The organism is Candidatus Bathyarchaeota archaeon (genome assembly GCA_025059045.1).
Classification (GTDB): Archaea; Thermoproteota; Bathyarchaeia; order Bathyarchaeales; family DTEX01; genus JANXEA01.
In genome coordinates this window covers 1-25,645 of the sequence record JANXEA010000017.1, presented here as the reverse complement: position 1 = coordinate 25,645, position 25,645 = coordinate 1, and the positions used below count along the sequence as shown (strand labels likewise).

Genomic DNA, 25,645 nt, shown 5'->3' with positions numbered 1-25,645 from the left:
TTCGCTATCCAGGTCGCATATCTCATATGCGCACCATCCTGTGAAGCCTACTGCCTTCTTCTCGCGCATAATGGCAAGCCTAGTCCTCAGCTTATAACCACATACACCGACATTCCTTGTAAGCCACTCTTTGTAGGTTAGAAACTCTTCCTTGCTGAAGCGCTTGCTGTCGCTAAAATTATTCCAGAGGCGCAGCAGCCCAGAGAAGACCCTTACCGCATCGGGAAACATCCACCTATAGTTGCTTCCCATGCATGGAAGATATGTAGGCGTCTCGAAGACAAGCCTGATCCGCTCAGCCGGATGCGCCTCACGCTCCAAATCCTCATAACTTTTGCTCTTAATACTTATGGATACTATTCGGAAAACCGTGTCAAAGATCATGACGCTGTTCTGCTTTTCAAAAAACCTCAGCACATAGCAAGCCAGATCGTCCCGAAGGAACCTAAAATAAGCATGGCAGGAATAGGATGGATCCAGAACATAGCTTTTTTCACCACGTGAAACACTCCTAAAACGAAGCGGCATAACGCTATAGGGCTTAGAGACATTTAATTCATGCAGCACTAGGGCCGCGCTTGCGTCGACACGCTTCACGATATGAAGCAGCAGACCTCTAGCAACATGCCCTGCAAATGGCGGCAGAACGACACTCTTCTCCCCGTAAAGCTCTAAACCAACCTCAACAGGCAAACCCCTCAACTCCCAAAAACGGGATCAAACCAGCACACGAAGGTCGCATTAATCATAAGATAAAAAGACCTTATATAATTTGGCTAAGCCAAGTCAACAATAACAACAAAAGTTTCAATATTAACCGTTGTCGAAGGCCAGTTAACCGAAAGATTTTCGGTCAGGATATTATCGTAGTTTCCTGCAGGTTCAATTATGTGCGCTGGGAATCTTGCATGTTTTATTTTTTTGGCTTTTGGAATGATGAATTTTCATCAGTAATAGTGGTTTGGTGGGAACTCTTTTACGAAGATTGATTGAAGCCAAAGCCTTATCAGAGTATTTAAACACCTAGGAGGGGGGATCGAAAATAAAGAGAATTTCACTTCTATTTTCGAGTCTCTTCAAGCAGGTGTTTCGGGTTATGGTGTATCCAAGCCTCGGGTTCACAGTCTTTAATGCTGTTCGCTTTCGCCTCCCTGTAGGATTGAGATTATCTTCACAATCTTTTCCGGCGGGATTCTCTCAGTGTTTATCGCTATGTCAAAAGGCGGAAGCCTCGATATGTCCGCGCCGAAAAGCTTTTTCGCAGCCTTTGAGATCTCATGGTCTTCTTTCTCGATCTCCTTTAATGCGATGAACTCAGGCATCCTCTTCTTTTGGGCTTTTCTCCGTATCCTCTCATCCTTGGATGCCACGAGCAGGACGACTATTCCCTTGTCCCTCTCCTTAGCGGCGAATATCGCCGCCTCGCCCTCGATAACCGAGGCCGCCTTCTTCTTTGAAAGCGTCTCGGTTACCTGCTTCTCCACCGCCCTATCTACCTTGTCGCCGAAGAAGACAAACTTGAAGAGAGGTTTGATTGAGGGCTGATCAACCATTTCATAGTTAAGCTCCTTCTTTATCAGTTGGGCTACAACCGTCTTACCAGCTTCTGGAAGCCCGTAAATGATGATGTGCGGGCCAGGCGGCTGGACTGTTCGTTTAACCACTAAGGTCTCAGGTATGAAGTGGATGAGAATGGGAAATCGTATAAGCCCGTCTATGAGTAAGGCGAAAAGGAATGGCAGTTTCGGGTCAATATTCCACATCAGCCCACCTATGATGCTTGCGGGAATCGTCATCGCCCTCCAAAGAAACTCTCTTACAGCCTGCCATTCACTCTGCAATTCCTCAGGCATAGGTTCAGCCGCCGCAGCCGTCCAAGCCGGACCGGATGAGTCTCCGATAGCCCTGAAAACCCATGCCAAAAGCGGAATCATGGAGACAAACTCTAAATGCCTGTATATGCCCCCAATCAGTAACGTTATCACGGAAAGGTATAGAAATGGGCGTGCAATTAAGATCACCTTTTTCCTACCCTCACGGTCAGATACGTTAGCAAACGGGTAGAGTAGAAGGGACAACGTCAGACTGTAAACAGCTGGGAGCAAACCCAAGATTGTCAAAGAAGACCCACATACCTCGGAGGCATAAATGACCCAGAAGGGAGCCACGGTTTCCCAAGCCCAAGGCCCAGTTAAGGCTATTATGAGCCATGGCGCGGCCCCCCTCTCCTTAGACGCTCTGTAAACGGCTCTCATTTGCCCAAAAACCTTCCTAACGGATTCGATAGGCCCCAGAGAGGGTGCGGATCCCTGCCTGACCGAGCTCTCCATTCTCTTTGCCGTTAACACTACTACGCAAAGCGAGATTAGAAATTGAATGATGAATATGGTTCTAATCTGATTTAACCCCCCGAGCCTCTGGATTGTAAGCGCGCCTAGAGGAGGAACCACAACATTGACTAGGCTAGTCATCGTATTCATCGTGGCAATAATACGGCTTCTGTTAGCCTGCTCAGAAAAAGAGTAAAGAAGCGCGATGTAAGCGGGAGTAACAAATGCCGTTCCCAGAGCTCCAAGCACATTCGCCACTATAGTGATCCTCCAATCCGCCGCGAAGGCGAATATTAGCGGGTTAGGCAAAGTCAAAATCATTCCGATTAGCAGCACACTTTTTCTGTCATAATGATCGGAGAGCCATCCTCCCAGCAGAACCGATGAGAGGAAGGTTGTAGACCAAATGGACGCTAGGAGCCCAAGAGCCACTGCATCTGCACCCAAGATCTCTTTAACGTATAATGCGTCAAGTCCACCGGTCAGCCCAGCGGTCAAAGTCAGCAGTACTTCTCGTAGAGCAAGCGTCCTAATGTTACCCTTTATTAGCCTGCGAGCATCAGAAACTAAACTTCTAAACATTAATAGCCCTCATGATTTAACAGTCAATTCGCGATCTGCAGAAAAGGAAACGCACATATAAACCCCACTTATTATGTAGATAAGCACGTCGTAAAACATGTTTGCATTTACGAGACGATATTATTCCGCAGCCTTCTTTAAAACACCCTAACATGCCTCAGCAATTCTCGCTGACTGGCGAGTAAGATGGAAATAAAAATCTCATAGGAGGCCCTTATCCTCACAGATCTTTCTTAGAACCGACATTGATCTTTGGGCCTCTCTTAATACTTCAGCGATGTTACGCCCACCTGTCTTTTTGATCAGCATCCCCGCAACTATCAACGCAGAACCGATGAGATCCGAGATGAACGGTTCCGGAAACATCACGCATCCAAAGCCAACCTTAATCATCTTTGATCCTATGCTGTTAGCCCTTGACCCTGCTACTAAAGGTCTAACCGACCTAACAGCGTCTAAGCTGCCAACCATCACATCAGCGGCTTCCTTAAAGGTTTGACTTATCATTCTAAGATCTCTAGATATCTTCACAGCATCCTCAGGCCTCATATATGACGCCAAGCATGGAGAGTTATGCCAAAAAATTATTAAGGTTGCTAACACGTCGAAATATATAGTTTCAAGACCTCTCTCAGAGGCGTTTTTATCTTCAAATCTGCACCATCATATCCTGCTAGATACAATGGAATGAAATCTTAGCCCAGACCGAATAATCCTATTACGGGCATATTCTCTCACGCGGCACCGTGGCTCCTCAAATCTCTATTAATGGTGATGCCAAAATCCTATTTTACCAAAGAAAACGCGTGTTTTCACCTATACTATGCGGTCAACGTCGCCTCGTGCATTTGAGACCTAAATAAATCTCCCATTCAGCCTCGTCTTTAAATGTTGTCCAATAAGGATCTGTGATGTGGAGTAATACTGCATTTCTCTCACGCCTAACGCTATCTCAATAAACTCTGGGATAACATAGTTAACCAATTTGAGGCTCGGCTCCCCCCAAACTATCTGGGGGCAGGATGGGTCAACATATACATAGAAGTCGTTTCCCTTATACTCGAATAGGGCTTCACTCCGCCTCCCATATTTTGGGCTGCTCAAAACTCTGAAGGGCCAGAGCTTGCAGGCTACTGGCTTCATGCCCTGTAACGCGCAAAGATGAATATTCCCAGATCTCCAGAGGAAGATGCATGAGCCGTCCGGCCTCTTCCCAAGATAGAACCTGTTTAGGCTGGTAGAGGTTACTCCTGGACCGAACCTGTTGATCAGCCTCAGCCACTCATTAAATTTCAGGACTACTTGATAGTTTTTGCAGCAGACCCCGCATCCATTACACTGCCACGAATTTATATGTCTCCATGGGACCGGGATCATCACACCTCATTCCACACACATGTTTTATCTTGGGACACTATCTTTTATATACATAGAGCGTGTGGGTTGGAAACCCGAGTTCCGGGTTCTCGCAGAACCTCTCAACCTTAAACGGCTTCCATCCAGTTATCTCATAATCATGTGAGACAACCCTAGCGCCCGGTTTAAGCTCATCCTCGAGTTTCGGCCTGACCTTCTCATTCGCACTCGTCGTCAAGTACAGGTATACAACATCAGCGGGGCTAAGGTCAACCTTAAAGAGGTCCTCATGGATTATTGTGACCAGATCCTGGAGCTTCAGATCATAAACCTTCTTCATCGCCTGCTTTACTAGGTCCTCCCTTAACTCGACACCTATAGCTTTGGCGCCGAACTCTTTAGCGGCGACTATCACAGGCCCACCGTCACCTGCGCCTAGATCAAAGAAGATCTCTCCTGGCTTCAATTCGGCGAGAGTCAATAGGCGTCTCACAACAAGTAAAGGCGAAGCAACGAAGGGAGAGATGAACATTTCTTTATCCCCTTTATCCAAGATGCTTCTAGAGGAACAAACATATATTTCATCTTTGCGCTTACATAAACCTCTTCTTCAACGCGTTCCTCTCAGCCTCTATGATGAGCTCGAAGAACCTGTCGTTAAGGCTGCTCTCCTCGGCAATGATTTCCTTAGCGTCTCTGATTCTGAGACCTCTTCCCGCTAATGCGACTGCCGCTGCCTTCCCATATCTCGAGACCAGGTTCGCCGTCTCAACCGCCCTCTTCTGAAGCTTAGCCTCCCGGCTCGTCAATTTCTGCCCCGCCTTCTCGACAAGCGGATAAACTTCATCCTCCTCAACTGGAAGCATGCCAAGCCTACTTGAGCCGCATCTTGGACAGACCGGTCTGTCAGGAAGATCCTTCAAAACAACCATTTCAGCATAGTTCCAGCAGTCAACGCATATGAATGTTCTCGCCTCATCAAGCAGCCTTGCCTTCGCGGACTCGATAAGTATGCGGTCCATCTTCTCAGGAGGTATGAGGTCAGTCTTCATGCTCACCCTCTCAACGCCGACCGATGCGACTGGTGAAGGCCCATCCCCACCCACAACCTTCACTATCTCGATCTCACCCATCCTGATCATTTCAAAAATCTCTATCAGCCTCTTCAGGTCCAGGTCCTTGCTGAAAACCTCCTTCAACGCCTCCTCATATATGATTGTCCCCTCAAAACTCTTTATGAGGCTTCGGAGACTCACACTGCTAAAGTCAACCCCCTTCTTTACAGCTCCAAACCTCCTCGCCACATGGATCATCCGCCTCTTAAAAATGCCAGTCTTCACCGCAGCATCTACAAGGGATTCCCTAATATACTCTTGCGAAGCGTTCGCCAGATCCCTGAGAATCTCCATAACGGCCTCCGAGTTCACATCACCCATTGTCTGGAGGAATATCCTGTAAGGGTCATGTTGAACCGCGACGGAATGGCCGGTCCGCTCAGTAATTATGTGCCCAAGGAGCTGGGCGAGGGCCCTATTCGCCAAAGATCCAAAGTGGCATTGTAGGATAACGAAGTCCTCCCAATCCTCTAGGGTTACCCGTTTGTCAGTTGGAACTGGAATGCGCCGCTCAACGCTTCTAGCGGTCTCCATGATCGCTCTATGAATTGTGTCTCCATCGGCAGGGTACTTTTTCGACAGCTCAGCCGCAACTTCCCTTGGGCTTAGTCCCTCCCTCATCTGCTCCTCAACATACCGTCTTATCACGCCTACTTCCTGTGCAACCTCGAAGGGTACAGGTATCTCCTCCCCAACCCAGCTTGGAATAGCGCCAGTCGGATCTTCCACAGGCTTAACGTAGATTCTGTCGCCCGAGATGCTCAGAATCTTCCATGGGCTCCCACGTATTATGAATTTTATGCCGGGCTTACCATACTCAGCGACGAAGGCCTCATCTAGAAGCCCAACGGCGGTGTCGGTCTCCCGGTCTATCACAAGATAATGCTTCTCATCCGGGATCATGGAGAGGTTCTCGAAGAAATACTCGAAGAGAGGCTTACTTCTCCTCGGCTTAAGAGCAAGCATATCATCCTCAGATATCCAGGCAAGCCTAGGAAACCTGCTATGCATATACTCCAAGACCCTGTGAATGTCGTCTAACGTCAGGTTGCTGTATGGGTAAGCATTCCTAAACATCTCCAATATTTCATTGAAGTGAAGCCTTCTTCTCTTCATTAAGCAGCCTGCAATCTGATGTGCCAAGGCATCATATGGCTTCTCAGGTATATCCACGGGCTCCAGCTCCTCATTATATGCTCTTCGACCAATAGCAAGCGCTTCGAGGGTGTCGTCAGAATCCATGGTTATAATGACACCCTTGGCTATCCGCCCAATCCTATGCCCGCTTCTTCCAACCCGCTGGATAAGCCGCGTTACCTGCCTAGGACTCATATACTGGATGACTAGGTCAATTCTACCCACATCTATCCCAAGCTCCAAGGAGCTTGTGCAGATGAGGCCTTGAAGGTCTCCCTGCTTAAGCCCACGTTCCGCAGCTATGCGGGAGGGCTTAGAGAGGGAGCCATGATGTATCGACACAGGAAAATTAATGTCCCAGACCTTGAACCTGCTTGCCAACACCTCGGAGATCGTTCTGGTATTGGTGAAGAGGAGGACAGAATTATGCTCCTCAATTAGTTTCCTAATAACCCTCAGCCTAGACGCGACTTCAGGATGAGTGAAGAGTGAAGCGGCCAAAGAATAATCCTCAGGACTCGGCTCTGGAAAGATAATCTGCAGCCTCATCATCCTTGCAACCGGCACATTCACAATCTCAACCGGCCGGTCATTGCCGACTAAAAACTTGGCAACCTTATCCGGGGTGCCAATGGTCGCGGAGAGACCGATAATCTGGAAATCTCTTCCCGTAATCTCACGAAGCCGCTCAAGGGCCAAAACAAGCTGGCTTCCACGCTTATTGTCAGCAAGCTCATGAACCTCATCGATTACGATCCACCTCACAGTCATGAGGTGACGGCTCATTATCCAGCCGAAGAGGATGGCCTGCAGGGTCTCAGGCGTCGTTATTAATATGTCAGGCGGGCTTCTAGCCTGCCTAGATCTCTCACCCGTCTCAGTGTCTCCATGTCTCACGGCTAAACGGAGGTCTAGGCTACTACACCACCACTCAAACCTTTCTAGCATATCACGGTTAAGGGCTCTCAGAGGCGTTATATATAGAACCTTCACGCCAGGCTCCGCCCTCTGGCTCTGGACGAGCATACTGAATATCGGGAGCATCGCAGCTTCAGTTTTGCCAGTCGCTGTGGGAGATATCAGAAGAACATTCTTGCCCTCAAGAATCATCGGTATAACCTTTTTCTGAGGCTCGGTTGGACGTTCGAAGCCTTTCTCTTCTAACAGTCTCCGTACGGGACGCGCTAGAAGATCGAAGACATTTTCACATACGCCTTTCTCGTTCTGTAAAGACATATCTCGGAGGAGCCTCCCGAGAAATAGAGTAAGTCTCTGCTAAAAGTGTTTTGTAAAGGCAAGCTTCAATAAGAAACCATTTTAACCCGATTGGATGAAACATGCATTGGTGGATGAGAGTTGGCGAAGATTACCATGATCGGGGCGGGCAGCGTAGTTTTTGCAAGCAGACTGATCACGGACATAATATACCACAGGGAGCTTAGAGAGTCAACGATAGCGCTGATGGACATAAACAGTGAAAGACTATCCATGATCAACCAGTTCGCAAGAACCCTAGCCAAGAAGTTCGCTCCCTCCATGAAGATTGAGGCGACACTAAACCGTAAGGAGGCTCTAATGGAAGCGGATTATGTAATCGTCATGATACAGGTAGGGGGCATAGAAGCATTCGAAAAGGACATTTACATACCGCTAAAATACGGCGTTAATCAGGAGGTTGGAGACACAATAGGCCCCGGAGGCGTCTTCAGGGGGCTTAGAACCATCCCTGTCCTACTCGACATCTGCCATGACATGGAGGAAGTATGCCCAGACGCATTACTAATCAACTACGCAAACCCTATGGCCATAAACTGCTGGGCGATGAATAGGGCTACGAAGATAAAGAATGTTGGGTTATGCCACAGCGTGCAGGGAACCGCTATGCAACTTGCAAAGTACATCAACGTCCCATACGAAGACGTGTCCTATTGGGTTGCAGGGCTAAATCATGAAGCCTTCTTCCTAGAATTCAAGTATAATGGTGTAGACGCATATCCACTCCTATGGGAAGCATCAAAAAAGAGGGAGATATATGAAAAGGACAAAGTACGCTTCGAAATGATGAAGTACCTTGGATACTTCATAACTGAGTCAAGCCACCATCTAGGCGAGTATTTGCCCTATTTTCGCACGAGCAGCGAGCGTATAAGGGCGTACTGCGAGCCACGCTGGTTCTACCTTCAGATATGCAAAGAGTCTTGGAAACCGCATTATGAGCGTCTTGAGAGGCAGATTAGAGGTGAGGAACCAATAGAATTAAGCCGATCCCATGAGTACGGGGTAGACATAATATTGTCTATGGAGACCGGAGCCGTCCACAGGATAAACGGGAATGTAGATAATAAGAACCTAATATCTAATCTTCCATACGGATGCTGCGTCGAGGTTCCATGCATGGTTGATAAGAATGGCATCCATCCATGCAATGTTGGAGATCTGCCGCCCCAATGCGCAGCGCTCAATAGGACAAGCATCAACGTTCAAGAATTAGCGGTTAAAGCGGCGCTGGAAAGAGACCGGAATGCGGCTCTTCAAGCAGTGATGTTCGACCCATTAACTTCCGCCGTACTCACGCCGAGGGAGATTGAGAAGATGGTGAAGGAGATGTTTGAGGCTGAAGCTGAATGGATACCCTTTTAGGGCTAAAAAAAAAGACATTACATAAAAGATTATAGAGCAGCAAAGATTTATACGTTCTGAATTTTAAGCTTTAGTTCTAGGCAGTATAGGCGGCTTCTCATGTGGGAAAAAATTGTAAAATGTTTTGAGGGGTACCCAGAAAGGTTAGCCGTAGCAAAGATACTTATTAAGAACGGTCTAAGCGTCAGGAACGGGCGGATATACTGCGACGAGATCGTGATCCCAGCCTTAAGAGTTGGGCGAGCGGCAAATGTTGATAGGAGGACAGTGAACCAAACAGTCAAAATGATAGAGTCCGATCCAGAGCTCTCCATGATCTTCAGGGGCATAAGGCCGGCAGGCGCTTCCCTACGCGAGATCGCAAAGTTCCTTAACTTCGGCGTGGTTGAGATAACGCCTGAGAACGCTAAGACCCCTGGCATTCTAGCTAGCTCAGCCTCAATAATCGCCGAGGAGGACATCAGCATAAGGCAGGCGATAGTCGACGACCCCGAACTCACACCTGAGCCCAAGCTTATCCTCATAACCGAAAGGAAGATCCCAGGCGAACTAATACCAAAGTTCCTCAAGATCAAAGGCGTCGCAAAAGTCTCAGTATACTAGGACATGTTAAGTCGGGGAGTGATGCCTTGCTTGAGATTATCGGCGCCGGATTGGCCTCATTCCTAGCAGCGCTGACCGGTGCAGTTGTGCCCGGCCCCGTTTTCGTCCTAGTAGTCTCCGAAACGCTGAGGAAGGGAGGAAAAGCCGCCCCATTAATAGTGTTGGGCCACCTATTAATCGAGGGAATCATCATTCTAGCCCTCTTTCTAGGTCTCGGTGCAATATTGGAGACGGAAAATGCGAAGATGATGATAAGCTACATCGGCGGATCAATGCTCATCCTCCTAGGCGCATACCTAGCCAAGGTGGCAAAAAGGTTTAAGACAGAGTTGACGGTAAGCGGCAATACACGTTTCGCCTCTAAGGGCCTGGTGGCAGCAGGCTTCCTAAGCAGTGGCTCGAACCCGCATTTCTTCCTATGGTGGGTAACTGAGGGGGCGCCGTTAATGGCATTATCCCTCACACTGGGCCCTCTAGGCTTCGTCGTCTTTCTCATTGGACACGCCTCCGCCGACCTCTTATGGTTCAGCCTAATAGGCTTCTCCATAGATAAGGGGAGAAACATCATCGGCGAAAAGACCGTCAAGGCAATACTGCTCTCAAGCGCCGTATTCCTCCTCATCTTCGGCGCCTACCTCATCTTCACAGCATAAACTGTTACCGCAGATGACGCCTACCCCGATGAGGGGTTGAGACCATCTCCACATGAAGGCGGCGCCAAAATAGTTTATATCACACCCCACAATAATTTGAATGATTAAAAAGGGAATGCTGAACCCACTAAATATTGCGGTGATAATATAATATGAGCGTACCACTTGAAAAAGTAGACGAATACATTTGGCGCATTCCTAAGAGCTATAAGCCTGGCATGCGTGTACCAGGCCTAGTCTTTGCAGATGAAGACCTGCTCCAAAAGATGAAGACTGACAAGACACTTGAGCAATGCGCCAACGTCGCATTCCTTCCTGGAATCTATAAGCACTCCATCACATTGCCGGATGGTCATGAAGGTTACGGCTTCCCCATTGGCGGGGTTGCGGCGACAGATTATGAGGAGGGAGTGATAAGTCCAGGCGGCGTGGGATACGACATCAACTGTGGCGTAAGATTATTGACTACAAACTTTACAGTCAAAGATGTGCAACCGAAGCTGAAGGATCTTGCAACAACGATCTTCAATAATGTTCCTTCAGGTCTAGGCAGCCGTAGAAAGGACCTCACGATATCTAGCAGCGAACTCGACAGGATAGTGACTGAGGGGGTTCCACGCATCGTTAAACAGGGCTTCGGATGGCAGGAGGATATAGAAAACTGCGAAGAGATGGGACACATGGAGCTCGCTGATCCAAGCAAGGTTTCAAGCACAGCAAAGAATAGGGGGCTAACCCAGATAGGCACATTGGGCTCTGGAAACCACTTCCTAGAGATACAGGTGGTTGACAAGATCTATGATCAGAAGGTTGGAAGGGTCTTCGGCATAACTCAGGAGGGACAAGTGACTGTTATGATCCATTGCGGTTCACGTGGATATGGGCATCAGATCTGCTCTGACTATCTACGTGCCACTGAAAGGGCGGTTCAAAAGTATAAGATCAGTGTCCCGGACAGGGAGCTGGCATGCGCGCCAGGAACAAGCGATGAAGGACAGGACTATTTTAAGGCAATGTCATGCGCAGTGAACTATGCATTCGTGAATCGCCAGATGATCACCCATTGGGTTAGGCAGAGCTTTGAGCAGGTATTCAAAACTGATGCCGACAAGATTGGATTAGATTTGGTCTATGATGTTGCCCACAACATAGCAAAGATTGAGGAGCACAAGGTTGACGGCGGAACTGCGAAGGTTTGGGTTCATAGGAAGGGTGCTACAAGGGCCTTTCCGCCCGGCCATCCTTCAGTCCCGGCAAAGTATCGTGAAGTCGGTCAACCGGTTCTGATACCCGGCTCTATGGGAACGAGCTCATGGGTCTTGGTTGGAACCCCGAAGGCGATGGAGATCTCCTTCGGTTCGACGGCGCACGGTGCAGGCAGGATGCTGAGCCGTGAAGCTGCGAAGAAGCGTTTCTGGGGAGACAAAGTCCGGAAAGAATTGGAGGGCAGAGGAATAGTTGTTAGATCTGCAAGTGCGGCTGTCCTCGCTGAGGAGGCCGACCCAGCTTACAAGGATGTAGACAGAGTCGCCATGGTCAGCGATGCTGTTGGAATAGCTACGCGTGTCGCCCGACTTGTCCCAATAGCCGTCATTAAAGGATAGACTCATCCATTCCGGTTTCCCCACGACTTCTTCTTAGATTCTGAGTACGGCGTATGCAGAACTTCGCCAACCTTTTCAGTTATTTTTGGCCCTAGTCCATACACGTCCTTAGGCCAACGGTTCAGATTTGCAAGCGCGTTGAACGGAGTTTCATAGGTCGATAAGAGGTTAATAGCCTTCTCCCTCCCGATGTTAGGAAGGCTTGCGAGAAAGAAAATCTGCGCATCAGCAATGGTCTCAGTCTTCTTTACGGGATGAACTGTTGGAACCCTCTTCTCAACAAACTGCTCATGCCTTGCGGAGGTGTAGAGTAGGTCAACGGTCTCTTTATAGCTCGTCGTCTGGATTAGGTTAACACCCTGCTTTGCTATGGTGAACATGGCGCCCCAGACCGCTGACGGATTTATCCTGCTGAACCTATAGATGATCGGCAGATACCCTTCGATTAGAATGAAGGGCTTTTGATACGCTTCCTTCAATAGGAAGAGCTGATCAAAGAGGTAGCGGTGGGTAAGCGTGTAGACGAAGTCGTGAACAGTCTTCCTCTCGAAGGCGCATTCATCTGAGATTACATAGTCCCCCTTCTCGAGAAACTCAACCCTCACATTCGCTCCCCGCTCCCTTAAAGCCTTCAGAATCTTAGGGGCGGCTGAGGCTTCCCTGCTATCCACTATTATCTCAGGCCGCTCAGCTGACCTGTCATTCTTTAGGTAGGGTACCAGGGTCTCAGAACCCGACAATATGTAACCCTCAATGAAACTTCACATCTACTATATCTTAGTAGCTCTAAACAACCTATTTATGATGTTTCTTGAGATGGGTTTATGAGACCGCTACACTAACCTTATCACCGACATACGCGCCGAAATATTTTGATGCATTCCCTTGGTTAACCGCTATCTCGAGAAGACCGGTACCACCGATAAGCATTAGAGGAGCGTTTAGAGCGGCATCCCCATAAGCTGAACAGAAACGCAACCGCGTCATCCTATCATTAATCTTCAATGTGAGCGTACTTCCCTCTTTAATACCCGCCTCTTCAAGATCCCTTGAGCTTATATTCGTCACCACGTTTCCGAAACTATCAATGTATATCACCTCTCCAGACACCACGCCCCTCCCCACGTGACTCTTCACAAAACTTGGGGTTACAGGATCATTTACTTCCGGGCCGAAGTCCGAAACTTGAACGCCATTGGCCAAATGTGCCGCTGCAGGGGCGAAGATGTCGCGTCCATGAAAAGTTCTCGAGACATATGCAAGCATAAACTTCGGATTCCTTATCTCACGGATGCATCTGATCCCCTCATGCTTTGCGGCCAACATTAGCAATCCGTTATCGGGGCCCACGTAATAGCTGCGTCTCGTCTCGATTATGATGGGTCTACGTTCCGTTCCCACTCCTGGATCAACGATGGCCAGGTGGATCGTCCAGTCTGGGAAGTAAGGTGCGGCCTGAGCGAGTACAAAAGCCCCCATGCGAATATCATACTTGTCTATGTTGTGGCTGATATCTACAAGTACGGCTTCCCTGCATATTGAGAGGATAACGGCTTTCATCTCAGCCACATATGGATCCTTAAGGCCAAAATCCGAGAGCAACGTTATGATCGGTCTAACCATAAATTGACCACCAAACCACTCTGGAGAATCACTGAAAAGTCATATTAAGTCTTCGATGAGAATATGGTGACAGCCTTAAGCGGCTCGTTAACCTTATTAGTCATCGAAGCATTTGGTGATAAGGATCGTTCGCAAACTGCGTTAATTATTGGGGAGATCCTGAATGCAGGAACTCGTGATGGTTCCAGGACCAACGAATGTTCCTGAACGAGTTATGAGGGCCATGTTAAAGCCGATAATCGACCATAGAAGCCCAGACTTTAGAGACGTGTACGAGTCCATAAGCGAGAACCTAAGGTATCTCTTCCAAACTGAGGGCGATGTATTCGTGGTCTCTGCTTCAGGAACCGGTGGCGTAGAATGCGCTGTTGGAAACTCAGTCAGCCCAGGCGACAGGGTTCTAGTTCCAGTCTTCGGTTTATTCAGTGAAAGGCTGAGGGAGGCAGTGGTTCGCAGGGGTGGCAAGCCAGTAGACTTGCCCGTAAGATGGGGGTCAGCTCCAAGCGCTGAAAGGATAAGGGAAATCGTAGAGGGGGAGAAGGACTTAAAGGCGGTTGCAATCGTCTATAACGAAACATCAACAGGCGTGAAAGTTAAAGATCTGCCAAAGATAGGTGAGATCTGCAAAGAGAAAGGTATACTTCTCATAGTGGACGCCGTCTCCGTGCTTGGCGGTGATGAGCTCCCAGTTGATAAGTGGAACATAGACATATGTGTTGCCGCAAGCCAAAAATGTATAGCATGCCCGCCCGGCTTAGCGCCTATCTCAGTAAGTGAGAAAGCCTGGTCGATTATAGAAAGAGTGGAACGTCCATTCTATTTCGACCTTGTTGAGATGAGAAAGTTCAGCGAAAGGAAGGAGACACCTTTCACTCCAGCATTACCCCTTTTCTACGCTCTCGATGAAGCTCTAAAACTTCTACGTGAAGAGGGGCTTGAGAACCGCTTCAGGCGGCACAAAGTTTGCGGTGAAGCATTCTATGCTGCTGTCGAAGCGTTAGGGCTTAAACCCTTCCCGGACCATGAGGTCCGCTCGAACACCGTGATCGCCTTTCACAAGCCACAAAACATTGACAATCATGAGGTTAGAGAGTTGATGAGGGAGAAATATGGGGTTATGATCGCCGGTGGAGCTGGCAAACTCAGGGATGAAATATTCCGAATAGGATGCATGGGAACCGTCTCTGAGGCGGAGGTTCTTTTAACAATTAATGCCCTAGAGAATGCGTTGGCCGCACAGGGATATAGCTTCAGGAGGGGTTCAGGTATAGAGGCCGCGTTGGGAAAACTTGAGAGTCTAAGATCAGCTCTGCACTCGAAGATTTAGGTTCCACGGTATCCTCAATGATAATAAAGTGTATACCTGTCGGGCCTCTGGCAACTAACTGCTACATATTCGGCTGCAGCGAAACCTTGGAGGCTTCAATCATAGATCCCGGCCTCACAAGGCCTGAGCAGGCTGGCCTCCTACGCAATCTCGCAGCATCCAACCTCAAAGCAAAATACATCATCAACACGCATGGTCACCCAGACCATGTCAGCCTAAACGCCGAACTAAAAGAGGCGACAGGCGCGGAAATCCTCATTCATGAGTGGGATGCGCATCTTCTGGAGAAACCATGGAACATCATTGCGGAGTACGGGGAAATAGAACCAGTCAAACCAGACCGTCTGCTACGGGACCAGGACATTATCTTGATTGGAAGGCTGGAGCTCCAGGTGATACATACCCCTGGACATACGAGAGGAAGCATCTCACTCCATTGCAGAGAAGGGAATGTAGTCTTCACGGGCGACACCCTATTCTACGGATCTGTAGGAAGAACGGATCTGCCGGGCGGCTCTCCACGGGATCTCGAGTCCTCTTTGAAGAATAGATTGATGAGACTACCTGATAATACAGTTGTTTATCCTGGTCACGGTCCAAAGACAACAATCGGCAGGGAAAGACGCCTCAACCCCTTCCTATAGGATCCGTCAATGACGGATTAATCCCTATCCCTGACAGACAATACGCTCAGATAGGGACATTTATAGCCAATCCATCTTAAGGGTTAGATGTCGAGGCTGAGGGGCATAGATCTATGAGCACACATTTGTCACACTGCGGCTTCCTAGCGCTGCAGACCCTTCTCCCATGAAAAATCAGAAGGTCAGTGAACCTGGCCCACTTCTCCCTCGGCACGATCTCCATAAGATCCTTTTCTATCTTATCTTGATCCTTGTTCACAGTAAGACCAAGCCTTTCCGCAAGCCTCCTCACATGGGTGTCAACCGCTATACCTTCGATTATTCCATACGCGTTTGAAAGCACTATGTTTGCCGTCTTACGCGCTACGCCTGGAAGTGTTAAGAGGTCCTCCATCGTCCTTGGAACCTCGGAATTAAACTTCTCGACAAGTATCTGGCAGGCCTTCTTTAGGTTTCTAGCCTTATTCTTGTAGAACCCGGTTGGCCTTATGTCCTCCTCAAGTGCGGCTAAGTCGGCTTTGGCATAGTCCTCTGCAGTGCGATACTTCTTGAAGAGGCTCCGCGTTACTTCGTTAACCCTTTCATCTGTGCACTGGGCGGATAGCATTGTTGCAACCAGCAACTCAAGCGGATTACTATATCGCAGGGCTATCTTCGCATCAGGATGCTCCTTCTCCAAGCGATCTATTATTTTAAGAACCCTTTCCCTAACATCCGCATTCTCCATGATCCATACAACCTACCCATATCGTCGTTTACATCATTATTCATGATTGTGGGTTCAATATATGCCTAGTAGAACTCGAGTCTCCAGACAGGGCAGAGAATCAGCAGATCCTTTCTTCCAAGCTCTTCCTCAAGAAATCGCTTCAAGTCTTCGTCTCGCAAGTATTCCTCCCCATTCTCATGCTTGGCTAACTGGATCCGAGTCTGCTTAAGCATATTGCCATCAGCGAAATCTATGAATACGTATTGCGTATCTCCATGAGCAAACATCAGCCTCAAGCCTATCGGCGGCCTTGACAGGGGAGACCTCTGCACATTATATACTATGCTAGGAGGGTGTAGCTTGACTACAAGACTCCTGAATTCCTCCCAATCTTTAACTCTGACTATCTTTCCCATCGCTTACACGCCTATCGAGCGGATTGAATCAATTCTCTGCATAGCCACATGGTGATTGTTGCTATCTAAATATGGCAAAGATTGAACCCAGTCATGGACCCGCTGATTTCCTCAGTCTTTCTTCAACTTTTTCCCAATTGATGATATTCCAAACCGCTGCCACAAACTTAGACCTGTCGTTCTTATAGTCTATGTAGTACGCATGTTCAAAGACGTCTATAACCATTAAAACCTTGAAGGCCGGGTAAACGTTCTGGTTATGCTTCTCAATCTGCATGATTAAGGGCCTACCAGTTTGATTGCAGAGGGTCAACGCGGCCCAACCTGAGCCCTCAACAGTAACAGCGGCCTGGGAGAACTCCTTCTTGAATCGTTCAAAGCTCCCAAACTCTTTCAATATTATGTCTCCGACAAGGCCTCCTGGTTCTCCACCGCCCTTCCAACTTGGCGCCAAATTCTCCCAGAAAAGCGAGTGGAGTATATGACCTCCAACGTTGAATGACAGCTCTTTCAACAACGATTTCATGTCGAGGTCCATGTTTTCTTTTCTCGACCTTTCAAGTCTCTCTAATATGGCGTTTGCGCCGTTTACATATGCTTGATGATGCTTGAGGTGATGTATCTGGAGCTGGGTCTCGGAGATGTAAGGCTGAAGCTCATCATATCCGTAGGTAAGGCTTGGCAGGACATAAAAATTTTGACCTCCCAATCTTCATACCCCGATTATATAACTAAACCTTTAACGCCCTATTATCGCTTTTGATTTCGGCATGCCGCTCCGACAATGCTTAATAGACCCGGAGAATAATCCAATATGACATCCATGCGGAGTTATGAGATGAGAAAGCCATGGAAGAAGATGATATTGTTCGAATGATCGAAGAGGCGACACAGAGTGTCGTTAACATTAATACCCTAAGGGTCTTTCACGACGTCTTCTATCGCGTCATTCCAGTTGAGGGTATGGGCTCAGGATTTATAATTGACGAAAAAGGTCATATTCTAACTAACTATCACGTGATAGCCAGAGCTGAGAAGGTCTCAGTAACTCTTCCAGACAACCGCGTCTACGCAGGAAGAATTGTGGGGGCATGCCGAAGTTCAGATGTGGCCGTAGTGAAGATAAGCGGCGAAAATCTGAAACCTGCAAAACTCGGCAACTCTGATGAACTTAAGGTTGGACAAAGAGTCTTCGCGATTGGCAACCCATTCGGATTGGCAGGCGGCCCAACGGTTACTTCTGGTGTGATAAGCGCCTTGAATAGGACGATACATTCCCCGGAGGGGTCATTCAGTGATCTTGTCCAAACAGACGCGGCGATCAATCCAGGAAACAGCGGCGGTCCGCTCGTTGACATCCATGGGAACGTCGTGGCAATTAATACTGCCATTATACCATATGCTCATGGCATAGGGTTCGCGATACCCATCAACACAGCTAAATCCTGCCTGAACGACATTCTTCTATATGGCGCGGCGATTCGACCGTGGCTGGGAATAACTGGTTTAACAATAACGGCACAAATCGCGGATCACTATGACCTCCCTGTAGATATGGGGGTTCTCGTAGTTAATGTTGAGCCGGACAGTCCCGCGGACAAGGCTGGAATAATAAGGGGAGACATAATCTTGGAGTTTGATGGAGAGAGGATAAGCACCATAGAAGATCTCCAAAGCCGTATAAGAATGAGGAAACCCGGAGACGTTGTGAGCATATTGATCCTAAGGGGTTTGACTAAGGGAGTAGTTGAGGTTACGCTTGAAAGCATCTCATAAGATAAGCCTTATCCATCAAGCACCAATATATTATAGACAAATACAAATTAGATTGGAGGGTGAAACTGTTGCCAATTGACCCTGAGTTCCAGAAGAAAAGAAGGAAGGTAGGTGAACAGGAGGGCGTGGCAATATGGGAACCGTATCAGCCGCCACAGAAGCTTGGCATACGTGGAACAAATGTTGCAGTAGACTGGGACATCTGTGAGGGGCATGGAATCTGTATTGAGGTCTGCCCTGTTCAGCTATATGAGTGGCGTGAGACTCCTGGTCATCCGAAATCGGAGAGAAAAGCCTTTCCAGCGCGAGAATCAGATTGCATACAATGTCTCTCCTGTGAGACGCAGTGTCCAGTAAAAGCCATAAAGATTACGCCTCCATAAACCCATTATCCTCTTTTCTCTCCACCTACAATCATGCGGATTATAGTAAGCACGCACGGTCCGTTGGGAAAGTAATCATAAAAATGTCAATGTGGCTTGGTACGGAAAAAAATATTTGTGCCGTCGTGTCTGGTCGGCCTTCTGCCTTCATCTAATAGAGTGGGATGTCATCTTCTTGATTTGTTTTCAATCGCCTTGATGGCGTTTTCCATTCTATTTATTCGGTCCTCAATTAATTGTAGAAGAGGATCTATGTTTTCATTGCCTCTCAAAATATTCTCCTTAACCTGTTCGATCTGGCTTTTCGCATCGTTCAGCATCTGCGAAATCTCTGAGACATTAATTCCTCTTCTTTCAAGGACTGAAATTTTTTGTTCAAGAGCCTGCAAGTATGCCATGAATCGGTTAAGCTTCTCTACTATGGCGCCAACTTTAGTTCCAGCCTGGTTCTTCGCCTCGCTGATATATTGTTGAAGACTCATTCTTAGCTGATCTAGTTTCGAGAGCGCCTCAGTCAGGTTTCCTCCTGCCCTGATAATCTCCTTCACTTCATTTATGCCCTGCTGGGTCATATTTCTAACAGCAGACGTGAAGGATCCGAAGAAATGCTTTGCGTTCTGGGATACCTGCTCCATTGTCCTATTTAGGATCTCATTAATTTTCAGCAGGCGTTCCTGCGTCTGATTTAAGAACCTTTGAACCTGCTGGTTTCTGTAGGTTTCCATTATCGTGTTTTTGACTTCGCCTACCAGGTCGCCAACTCGATTGCGGCATACACTCAGCATCTCAGAAGCTCTATTCAGGTTTCCTGCTTCAACTTCCGCCCTTATCTGATCCATTAGCCCCCTAATGTTTTGAACAGCCTCCCTTATCTGCGACGTATCTATTCCTTTCTCTTCAGCATTTGATATAATCTCTTCGAGGCTTCCTATTCTCGCTTGTAGACATTCCATCCTCGCTTTTATCTCTGCTAATCTGAGATTTTCTTTTTCGCCGCTTGTCTCCGTCTCTTCATATTCTTCTGAAACTTCAAGCATAATACGCTTTAAGATATTGGAGGCTTGGATCAGCTTAGCCTTTGCCTCAGCGTAATCTCCAGAATCTAAAAGCCGCTTTGCCTCGGTGGCTAAGTCTGTGGCATTAATGAAATTAATCCAAACAGTATCGGAAAGCTCGACGCCACTGCTTTCTAACCTTAAAAGAACCCCATAAACAGTTTCATTTGCTCTACTGAAAATTTCCACTAGTCTCTCGGCAACTGCGGCCTGTGCGGTCTGCCCAAGATTTCTCTCTCCATCCCGTCCATAACTCATCATTGGGAACATTCCAAGCACTAGTATCGAAAGGAATGATGCGATCAGCGCTTTTCTCATTCCATTCATTTACTTCACCTCTGCAAACTATAGGTGAATTAGTGTCTTATTAAGAACCCGATGGAACGGCCGTTCCATAATCGTTCCACCCTATTTGACGGATGAACCTCTATTTCTTCGTGATAAGTCTGATGCGGTTCTGCCCGCCGATCTTCTCAACCCTTACTAAACCCTCCTTCTTCAGCCTATTCACCATTCGCCATGTGGTAGACTTTGGCATGTTGAAGTGTTCTCTGAGCTCGGACTCGAAGACCTCTCCACCAGCAGATGCAATGAATTCTATTGCCTCCCTATCTTCTAAACGTAAATGCGGCTTTCCCTCCAGGATCTTATTAACATCTATTCTTTGAAGAGGCTTCCTTGCAGATTCTATTGGTCTCCCGCCTCTTCTCCTATGGAATGATAGAAAAATTGCAGCGACGAAGGCGATAAGGATCAAGGCGGCTACAATTAACAAAAAATCAATTTTGGATGGGATACTGCGGAGCGCCGCTTCCGCCAAATCTTTAGCCTGAACAGCCAACAACTCTGCCTCAGCATATCTTCCTTCCGCGAAGGCGATTTTCGCATTATTCAGGGTCTCTTCAGCCCTGCTTGTGTCGGCACCCTGACCTTTCGCGCTTCTTATGGTCTCCTCAGCCTCGCTGATGAGGGCCTGAGCTCTCGCAACGCTCGCAACCGAGCCTACAATGTAGGAGATCTCTTGAGAACCGGATGCCATTGTTAGGTAAAAATAGTCCCCAACCGTCCATATCGCCTCAGGTATTGAACTTAGCGATATGATAGTAAAGTCGTTCGGCATCTCAACGGTGAAGTTGATGGGCGAATCTACCCTTAAAACCCAGATCCTGCCAACTTTGCTCGTAAGATCTGGCGTGGTGTAAGTCATCCGGATGCTGAGTGATCCTAAAGAGTAAACTAGGACTTTGTTGCCATCATTAATTTGGTACTTAAGTAATTCGTCGATCTCGTTCTTGATGATGAGATCTCTATATGGAGAGCCGACTAAGGTTACGTTAACGTTTGGAAGCAGGGGGTCCACTGTCACCGTATAATTCACCCTGACTGTACCGTCCGCGTAAACCGTCAAAAATAGGCTTTCAGGCGAATACTCTCCTTCGCAGAGCAGAGTATTTACCTGGTTTTGGAAAACCATCAGAAACATCATGATTACTGTAAACGCTAGTGACGCCGAGCCTCCGCCCTGCTTCCTCAACCTGCCCTCCTCTCCTAGAAACTATTTCCCCAACGATATTTCTAATTTATGAATCGCAAGAAAATATCTTTATAGAGATGTATAAGCGATGATGATGTGTGGAATATTATGCTGAGAAGTGGATGCCACTTCGTTGTGACGACATCTTCTGGTTTTGAGAGGGAGGCAAGGAAGGAGATCGAGAGCCTTATACCAGGGGTAAAGGTAACTACTACACATTTTAAGGGAACACTCATCGCCGAATGTTATGATGGCGGAAGGTTTTTGGATGCGGTCAAGGGGGCGGAGACAAAGTTTATAGGCAAAGTCTACCCAGTCGACGCTTCAATAAATATTACGAAAGAGGCGGAGAGCGTAAACCTGATTTTTGAAGAGTTAATGTGTCTTGGAAAACTTAAGAGTGGAGAAAAGTTTTCTGTTAGGTGCTTCCGGAGAGGAAGCCACAATTTTTCCAGCGCCTATGTGGAAAGGGAGCTCGGCTCACTCCTTCAGGTGGCTACAGGAGCAACTGTGAACTTATCTGATCCCGAGAAAGTTGTTATTGTACAGATCTTTCAGGAAAAAGCCTTCCTAGGCATAGTAAAGAGTGAGGACATCATCGTCAAGAGGATTGCGGTGGCAAGGAAGTATAGGAGGGGGAAACGCCCACTTACTAGGGCAGAGCATAAGATTAGAGAGGCCATTGAGTCCTTCGGCATAATTATTGAGCCAAGTTTCGAAGTTTTGGATGTTGGGGCTGCGCCTGGAGGATGGACAAAGGTTCTTGCTGAGAAAGCGAGAAGAGTTGTGGCTGTCGACCCAGCTGACCTCCACCCTTCGATTGCAAATCTTCCAAACGTCACCCATCTGAAATGTAAAGCTGAAGAGATCCCGGCGGGTATCGGCAAGTTTCACATGATTGTCAATGACATGAACCTTGATCCTGCTGAGTCTGCGAGGATAATGGTTCGTCTTTCAGAACATCTTGTTGACGGTGGATCTGCATTGATGACTGTGAAGTTTGTTTCTAGAGAAAGAAGAAGGCATATATCTGAAGCCATTCGGATTCTAGAGGAGGCGTATAGGGACTTCGTGGTCAAGAGGATGCCTCATAATAGGTTTGAGACGACTATCTTCATGCGGAAAGGCTAGATTTATGGAGAGGTGGATACAGCCCGAAAAACTTAAGACCATAATAGTGAGAGTTGAAGGTGAGGGTTTGTGGGGTAACATGCATGAATGACAGCAGAGAGTTATTAAGGTTTTTGAAGGAGCAGATCGCTGTAGAAAAGGAGATTGTCAACTCATTGGATAATGCCTTAGCCGGCATAAAGAATCCGGCTGTTAAGGGGACGCTGAGGGGGATTTCGCTTGATTCTTTTAAGCATGCGGAAATGTACTCTTCAGCCATTGCAATATTGACTGGTGAAACTCAGGCGCTCGAAGAGAAAGACCTAGATAGGCAGAGGGCCCTCGTGGAAAAGCATATTGAATTAGAGGTTCAATTAATAAGAAAGATAAGTGAAAAACTTCCAGAAGTGAAGAATGAGAAGGTTAGGCTGCTTCTTGAAGCCATATTGGCAGATGAGAAAAGGCATCATGAACTTCTAAAGCTGGTCTTAAATGTGATAGTTAAGGGTGAAACAATAACTGAGGAGGAGTGGTTCGAGTTCATCTGGAAGAGTGTTCCATTCCACGGGGCGCCGGGAGGATAAGTCATATAGCCGATCCTTTTTCACTCTTAGCCGGACTGTGGGGGCTTATTTGCATGGAAGGCATCGCTCCATTCAGGCTTCTCATATCCAGGGAGGAGGCATTGAGGATTATATTGGATTCTGTGGCTCCAGTCGAAGAATGTGAAATGATTCCGATTGAGATTTCAAATGGAAGGGTCTTGGCTGAGGACATTATCCCGCAGGTTGATGTTCCACCATTCGACCGCGCAGCTATGGATGGCTATGCGGTTAGGGCTGAAGACACTTATGGAGCCTCTGAACAGAACCCTAGAATCCTTAGGCTTGTTGGGATACTGCGTGCAGGCGAAAAAACCGACATCATTGTTAGAAGTGGGGAGTGCGTTAGGATTGCGACTGGCTGTCAGATACCTAGGGGCGCGGATGCCGTTGTGATGGCTGAATTCGCTGAGGAAAGGGACTGTCTGGTCACAGTCTATAGGGCGGTTCATCCACAGGCAAACATAGCATTAAAGGGAGAGGATATGAGGAGAGGCGAAGCAATTCTACGTAAGGGCGATTTTCTTACACCAGCCAGGGTTGGCGTGCTTGCGGCTTTAGGTAGAAGCAAAGTTCTCGTGTACCGAAAGCCGCGGGTAGCCGTCATCTCGACAGGAACAGAGATTTGTGATCTCGACTCAGAACCTGAAGAGGGGCAAATCTACGATGTAAATTCTTACACTTTGTCATCAATAATCTACGAGAATGGCGGAGAGGCTGTTAGGTCAAAAATAGTTCAGGACAGCGAGGAGGATTTGGAGTCGGCGCTAAGAAATTTTCTCAGCTGCGATCTCATCGCCTTCTCAGGAGGCAGCTCAGTTGGCGAGAGAGACATGCTGCCTAAGATTATTGAGAGGAATGGAAAACTGCTTTTTCACGGGGTCCAGATTAAGCCTGGAAAGCCTACCCTCTTTGGTTTGGTCCGAGGCAAACCTGTCTTGGGTATGCCTGGTTATCCCACATCCTGCCTTAGTAACGCTTACATTTTTCTTGCTCCGGCAATAAGAAAGATGGCTAGGCTTCCACCGAGACCTGTGTTCACTGTAAAGGCGAAGATGGCTCGGCGTGTAGTTTCCGCTTCAGGTCGAGAGCAATTTCTTCCAGTGAAGTTAATTGATGGGAAAGCGCATCCAGTATTCAAGGCATCAGGAGATATCACAAGTATGGCTAACGCTGATGGGTACATCATCCTACCAGTAAACTTAGATGTGATAGAGGAGGGGGAGGAGGTAACGGTAACGCTTTTCCAGTAATCATCTTTCATGATGAGTGGAGGCTGGAGGAAATGGAAGCCCAGGAGTTTCGCGGCGTTTTCACCGCATTGGTCACACCCTTCAACATTAAGGGTGAAGTTGACGAGGAAGGCCTTAGAGAGGTTACACGCTTCCAGATTGAGAATGGTGTGAATGGACTCTTTGTCTGCGGCTCAACAGGTGAGGGTCCGCTAATGGCGACTGATCAGAGAAAGTTTGTTGCTGAGAGGGTTATTGACGAGGTTTCTAACAGGATCACCGTGATCGTCCATGTTGGATCTACAAACACTGAGGAGGCTGTTAAGTTGGCGAAGCATGCTGAGGATGTGGGGGCCGATGCTGTCGGGGCGATTACACCATACTATTACAAGCCTGACCTTGAGGGTCTCTACGACTATTACAGGCTTATATCCGAATCTGTAGAGATTCCAGTCTTCATATATAACATGCCGACGGTAACCGGATTTAACGTCACACCCGACATGGTTGCGAAGATCTGCACATTGCCTAACGTCATCGGCATCAAGGACTCAGGCCGCAACCTAATTCAGGTTAGGGAGATAATTGAGACCGTCCCAAGAAAAATAGTTGTAATAAACGGCTCTGACAACCTTGCTTTTCCAGCGTTGATGATCGGCGCCTACGGTCAGATCTCTGGAAACGCTAATGCAGCTCCGGAGCTATTCGTCGAGTTATATAGGCACTTTAGAAACGGCGACTATGCCAAGGCCCTCGAGTTTCAGGAGAAAATTAACCGATTAATAAGGGTCTTTGAAGGCTTTCCGCCGATAGCTCCGATTAAAGCCGCCATGGAGCTGAGGGGGATAAGGGCCGGTCTACCTAAGAGTCCGCTCAGACCGCTTAGACCCGAGGAGACAGAAGCGCTAAAACTTAGGCTCTCCAAACTGAATCTATACTGGTAAGGAACCTCATAAGATCTCAAAACATGAAATCATCATTTCTGGCAGATTAGGTATATAAGTTATAACTAGAGAATATTTTCTTTCGAGGTGAGGTAATTGGTGAGGGTTGATGACTACGAGGTTCCAGAGGGCTTGTATTACTCTAGAGATTGGATCTGGGTTAAGAGGGAGGGAGACAAGGTAAGGATCGGCATAACTGACTATGCTCAGAAGCAGCTTAAAGATGTGGTATTCGCCGAACTTCCAAAGTCAGGGGATAAGATAGTGAAG

General features: G+C 47.7%; 26 protein-coding genes. 13 read left to right on the top strand and 13 right to left on the bottom strand.

Annotated elements, in window-relative coordinates:
* The 6 genes from cas6 to NZ952_06320 form a co-directional block, all read right to left on the bottom strand.
* The coding region (cas6, locus tag NZ952_06345) for a CRISPR system precrRNA processing endoribonuclease RAMP protein Cas6 (GenBank protein MCS7120802.1) at positions 1-693 on the bottom strand (693 nt) is incomplete at its 3' end.
* Positions 694-1,127: 434 nt separating this feature from the next.
* Complete coding sequence (locus NZ952_06340; GenBank protein MCS7120801.1) at positions 1,128-2,912, bottom strand: MFS transporter; 1,785 nt, start codon at positions 2,910-2,912, stop codon at positions 1,128-1,130.
* 201 nt (positions 2,913-3,113) lie between these two features.
* Positions 3,114-3,461, bottom strand: coding sequence for a hypothetical protein (locus NZ952_06335; GenBank protein MCS7120800.1), 348 nt, complete (start codon positions 3,459-3,461; stop codon positions 3,114-3,116).
* Between the two features lie 306 nt (positions 3,462-3,767).
* A complete protein-coding gene (locus NZ952_06330) occupies positions 3,768-4,289 on the bottom strand; it encodes a YkgJ family cysteine cluster protein (GenBank protein ID MCS7120799.1) in 522 nt (173 codons plus the stop codon).
* 37 nt (positions 4,290-4,326) lie between these two features.
* Positions 4,327-4,800: a class I SAM-dependent methyltransferase gene (locus NZ952_06325; GenBank protein MCS7120798.1), complete on the bottom strand. Its 474-nt coding sequence runs from the start codon at positions 4,798-4,800 to the stop codon at positions 4,327-4,329.
* 61 nt (positions 4,801-4,861) lie between these two features.
* Complete coding sequence (locus NZ952_06320) at positions 4,862-7,756, bottom strand: DEAD/DEAH box helicase (GenBank protein ID MCS7120797.1); 2,895 nt, start codon at positions 7,754-7,756, stop codon at positions 4,862-4,864.
* Positions 7,757-7,876: 120 nt separating this feature from the next.
* On the opposite strand from NZ952_06320, the gene NZ952_06315 reads away from it, so the two are divergent.
* The 4 genes from NZ952_06315 to NZ952_06300 all read left to right on the top strand — a co-directional run bounded on the left by NZ952_06315 (position 7,877) and on the right by NZ952_06300 (position 12,020).
* Entirely contained in the window at positions 7,877-9,160 is a 1,284-nt protein-coding gene (locus tag NZ952_06315) for an alpha-glucosidase/alpha-galactosidase (protein ID MCS7120796.1), read from the top strand.
* 99 nt (positions 9,161-9,259) lie between these two features.
* Positions 9,260-9,763: an amino acid-binding protein gene (locus tag NZ952_06310; protein ID MCS7120795.1), complete on the top strand. Its 504-nt coding sequence runs from the start codon at positions 9,260-9,262 to the stop codon at positions 9,761-9,763.
* Positions 9,764-9,789: 26 nt separating this feature from the next.
* A complete protein-coding gene (locus NZ952_06305) occupies positions 9,790-10,416 on the top strand; it encodes a LysE family translocator (GenBank protein ID MCS7120794.1) in 627 nt (208 codons plus the stop codon).
* Positions 10,417-10,634: 218 nt separating this feature from the next.
* Positions 10,635-12,020: an RtcB family protein gene (locus NZ952_06300; protein MCS7120793.1), complete on the top strand. Its 1,386-nt coding sequence runs from the start codon at positions 10,635-10,637 to the stop codon at positions 12,018-12,020.
* A gap of 2 nt (positions 12,021-12,022) precedes the next feature.
* On the opposite strand, the gene NZ952_06295 is transcribed toward NZ952_06300, so the two are convergent.
* On the bottom strand, positions 12,023-12,760 hold the full coding sequence (locus NZ952_06295) for a hypothetical protein (GenBank protein MCS7120792.1): 738 nt from the start codon (positions 12,758-12,760) through the stop codon (positions 12,023-12,025).
* An 82-nt stretch (positions 12,761-12,842) separates the two neighbouring features.
* On the bottom strand, positions 12,843-13,643 hold the full coding sequence (locus NZ952_06290) for an S-adenosyl-l-methionine hydroxide adenosyltransferase family protein (GenBank protein MCS7120791.1): 801 nt from the start codon (positions 13,641-13,643) through the stop codon (positions 12,843-12,845).
* A 163-nt stretch (positions 13,644-13,806) separates the two neighbouring features.
* Here NZ952_06290 and NZ952_06285 point away from each other — a divergent pair, with 163 nt between their 5' ends.
* Together NZ952_06285 and NZ952_06280 are read left to right on the top strand one after the other, a co-directional pair.
* The gene (locus tag NZ952_06285; protein ID MCS7120790.1) at positions 13,807-14,970 is read left to right on the top strand and encodes an alanine--glyoxylate aminotransferase family protein; all 1,164 of its coding nucleotides are present in this window, start codon (positions 13,807-13,809) and stop codon (positions 14,968-14,970) included.
* Positions 14,971-14,987: 17 nt separating this feature from the next.
* The gene (locus NZ952_06280) at positions 14,988-15,614 is read left to right on the top strand and encodes an MBL fold metallo-hydrolase (GenBank protein MCS7120789.1); all 627 of its coding nucleotides are present in this window, start codon (positions 14,988-14,990) and stop codon (positions 15,612-15,614) included.
* A gap of 76 nt (positions 15,615-15,690) precedes the next feature.
* On the opposite strand, the gene nth is transcribed toward NZ952_06280, so the two are convergent.
* The 3 genes from nth to NZ952_06265 form a co-directional block, all read right to left on the bottom strand.
* Complete coding sequence (gene nth, locus NZ952_06275; protein MCS7120788.1) at positions 15,691-16,341, bottom strand: endonuclease III; 651 nt, start codon at positions 16,339-16,341, stop codon at positions 15,691-15,693.
* A gap of 65 nt (positions 16,342-16,406) precedes the next feature.
* Complete coding sequence (locus NZ952_06270) at positions 16,407-16,739, bottom strand: hypothetical protein (GenBank protein MCS7120787.1); 333 nt, start codon at positions 16,737-16,739, stop codon at positions 16,407-16,409.
* Between the two features lie 91 nt (positions 16,740-16,830).
* A complete protein-coding gene (locus NZ952_06265) occupies positions 16,831-17,448 on the bottom strand; it encodes a superoxide dismutase (GenBank protein MCS7120786.1) in 618 nt (205 codons plus the stop codon).
* Positions 17,449-17,588: 140 nt separating this feature from the next.
* Between NZ952_06265 and NZ952_06260 the strand changes: the two genes are divergently transcribed.
* Positions 17,589-18,515 (top strand): trypsin-like peptidase domain-containing protein, encoded by a 927-nt coding sequence (locus tag NZ952_06260; GenBank protein MCS7120785.1) that lies wholly within the window; start codon positions 17,589-17,591, stop codon positions 18,513-18,515.
* A gap of 68 nt (positions 18,516-18,583) precedes the next feature.
* Entirely contained in the window at positions 18,584-18,898 is a 315-nt protein-coding gene (locus NZ952_06255) for a ferredoxin family protein (protein ID MCS7120784.1), read from the top strand.
* 167 nt (positions 18,899-19,065) lie between these two features.
* Here NZ952_06255 and NZ952_06250 read toward each other — a convergent pair whose 3' ends face one another.
* Together NZ952_06250 and NZ952_06245 are read right to left on the bottom strand one after the other, a co-directional pair.
* The gene (locus NZ952_06250) at positions 19,066-20,280 is read right to left on the bottom strand and encodes a hypothetical protein (protein ID MCS7120783.1); all 1,215 of its coding nucleotides are present in this window, start codon (positions 20,278-20,280) and stop codon (positions 19,066-19,068) included.
* A 100-nt stretch (positions 20,281-20,380) separates the two neighbouring features.
* Positions 20,381-21,487 carry a hypothetical protein gene (locus tag NZ952_06245; protein MCS7120782.1) on the bottom strand — a complete coding sequence of 369 codons (1,107 nt, stop codon included), beginning with the start codon at positions 21,485-21,487 and terminating at the stop codon, positions 20,381-20,383.
* A gap of 108 nt (positions 21,488-21,595) precedes the next feature.
* Here NZ952_06245 and NZ952_06240 point away from each other — a divergent pair, with 108 nt between their 5' ends.
* From NZ952_06240 to NZ952_06220, 5 genes are all read left to right on the top strand, one after another.
* Positions 21,596-22,618 carry a THUMP domain-containing protein gene (locus tag NZ952_06240; GenBank protein ID MCS7120781.1) on the top strand — a complete coding sequence of 341 codons (1,023 nt, stop codon included), beginning with the start codon at positions 21,596-21,598 and terminating at the stop codon, positions 22,616-22,618.
* An 83-nt stretch (positions 22,619-22,701) separates the two neighbouring features.
* Complete coding sequence (locus tag NZ952_06235) at positions 22,702-23,181, top strand: ferritin-like domain-containing protein (GenBank protein MCS7120780.1); 480 nt, start codon at positions 22,702-22,704, stop codon at positions 23,179-23,181.
* A 53-nt stretch (positions 23,182-23,234) separates the two neighbouring features.
* On the top strand, positions 23,235-24,452 hold the full coding sequence (locus tag NZ952_06230; protein ID MCS7120779.1) for a molybdopterin-binding protein: 1,218 nt from the start codon (positions 23,235-23,237) through the stop codon (positions 24,450-24,452).
* Between the two features lie 32 nt (positions 24,453-24,484).
* Positions 24,485-25,375, top strand: coding sequence for a 4-hydroxy-tetrahydrodipicolinate synthase (gene dapA / locus NZ952_06225; GenBank protein ID MCS7120778.1), 891 nt, complete (start codon positions 24,485-24,487; stop codon positions 25,373-25,375).
* A 99-nt stretch (positions 25,376-25,474) separates the two neighbouring features.
* Positions 25,475-25,645: glycine cleavage system protein H (locus NZ952_06220; GenBank protein MCS7120777.1), on the top strand; the 171-nt coding region annotated here is incomplete at its 3' end.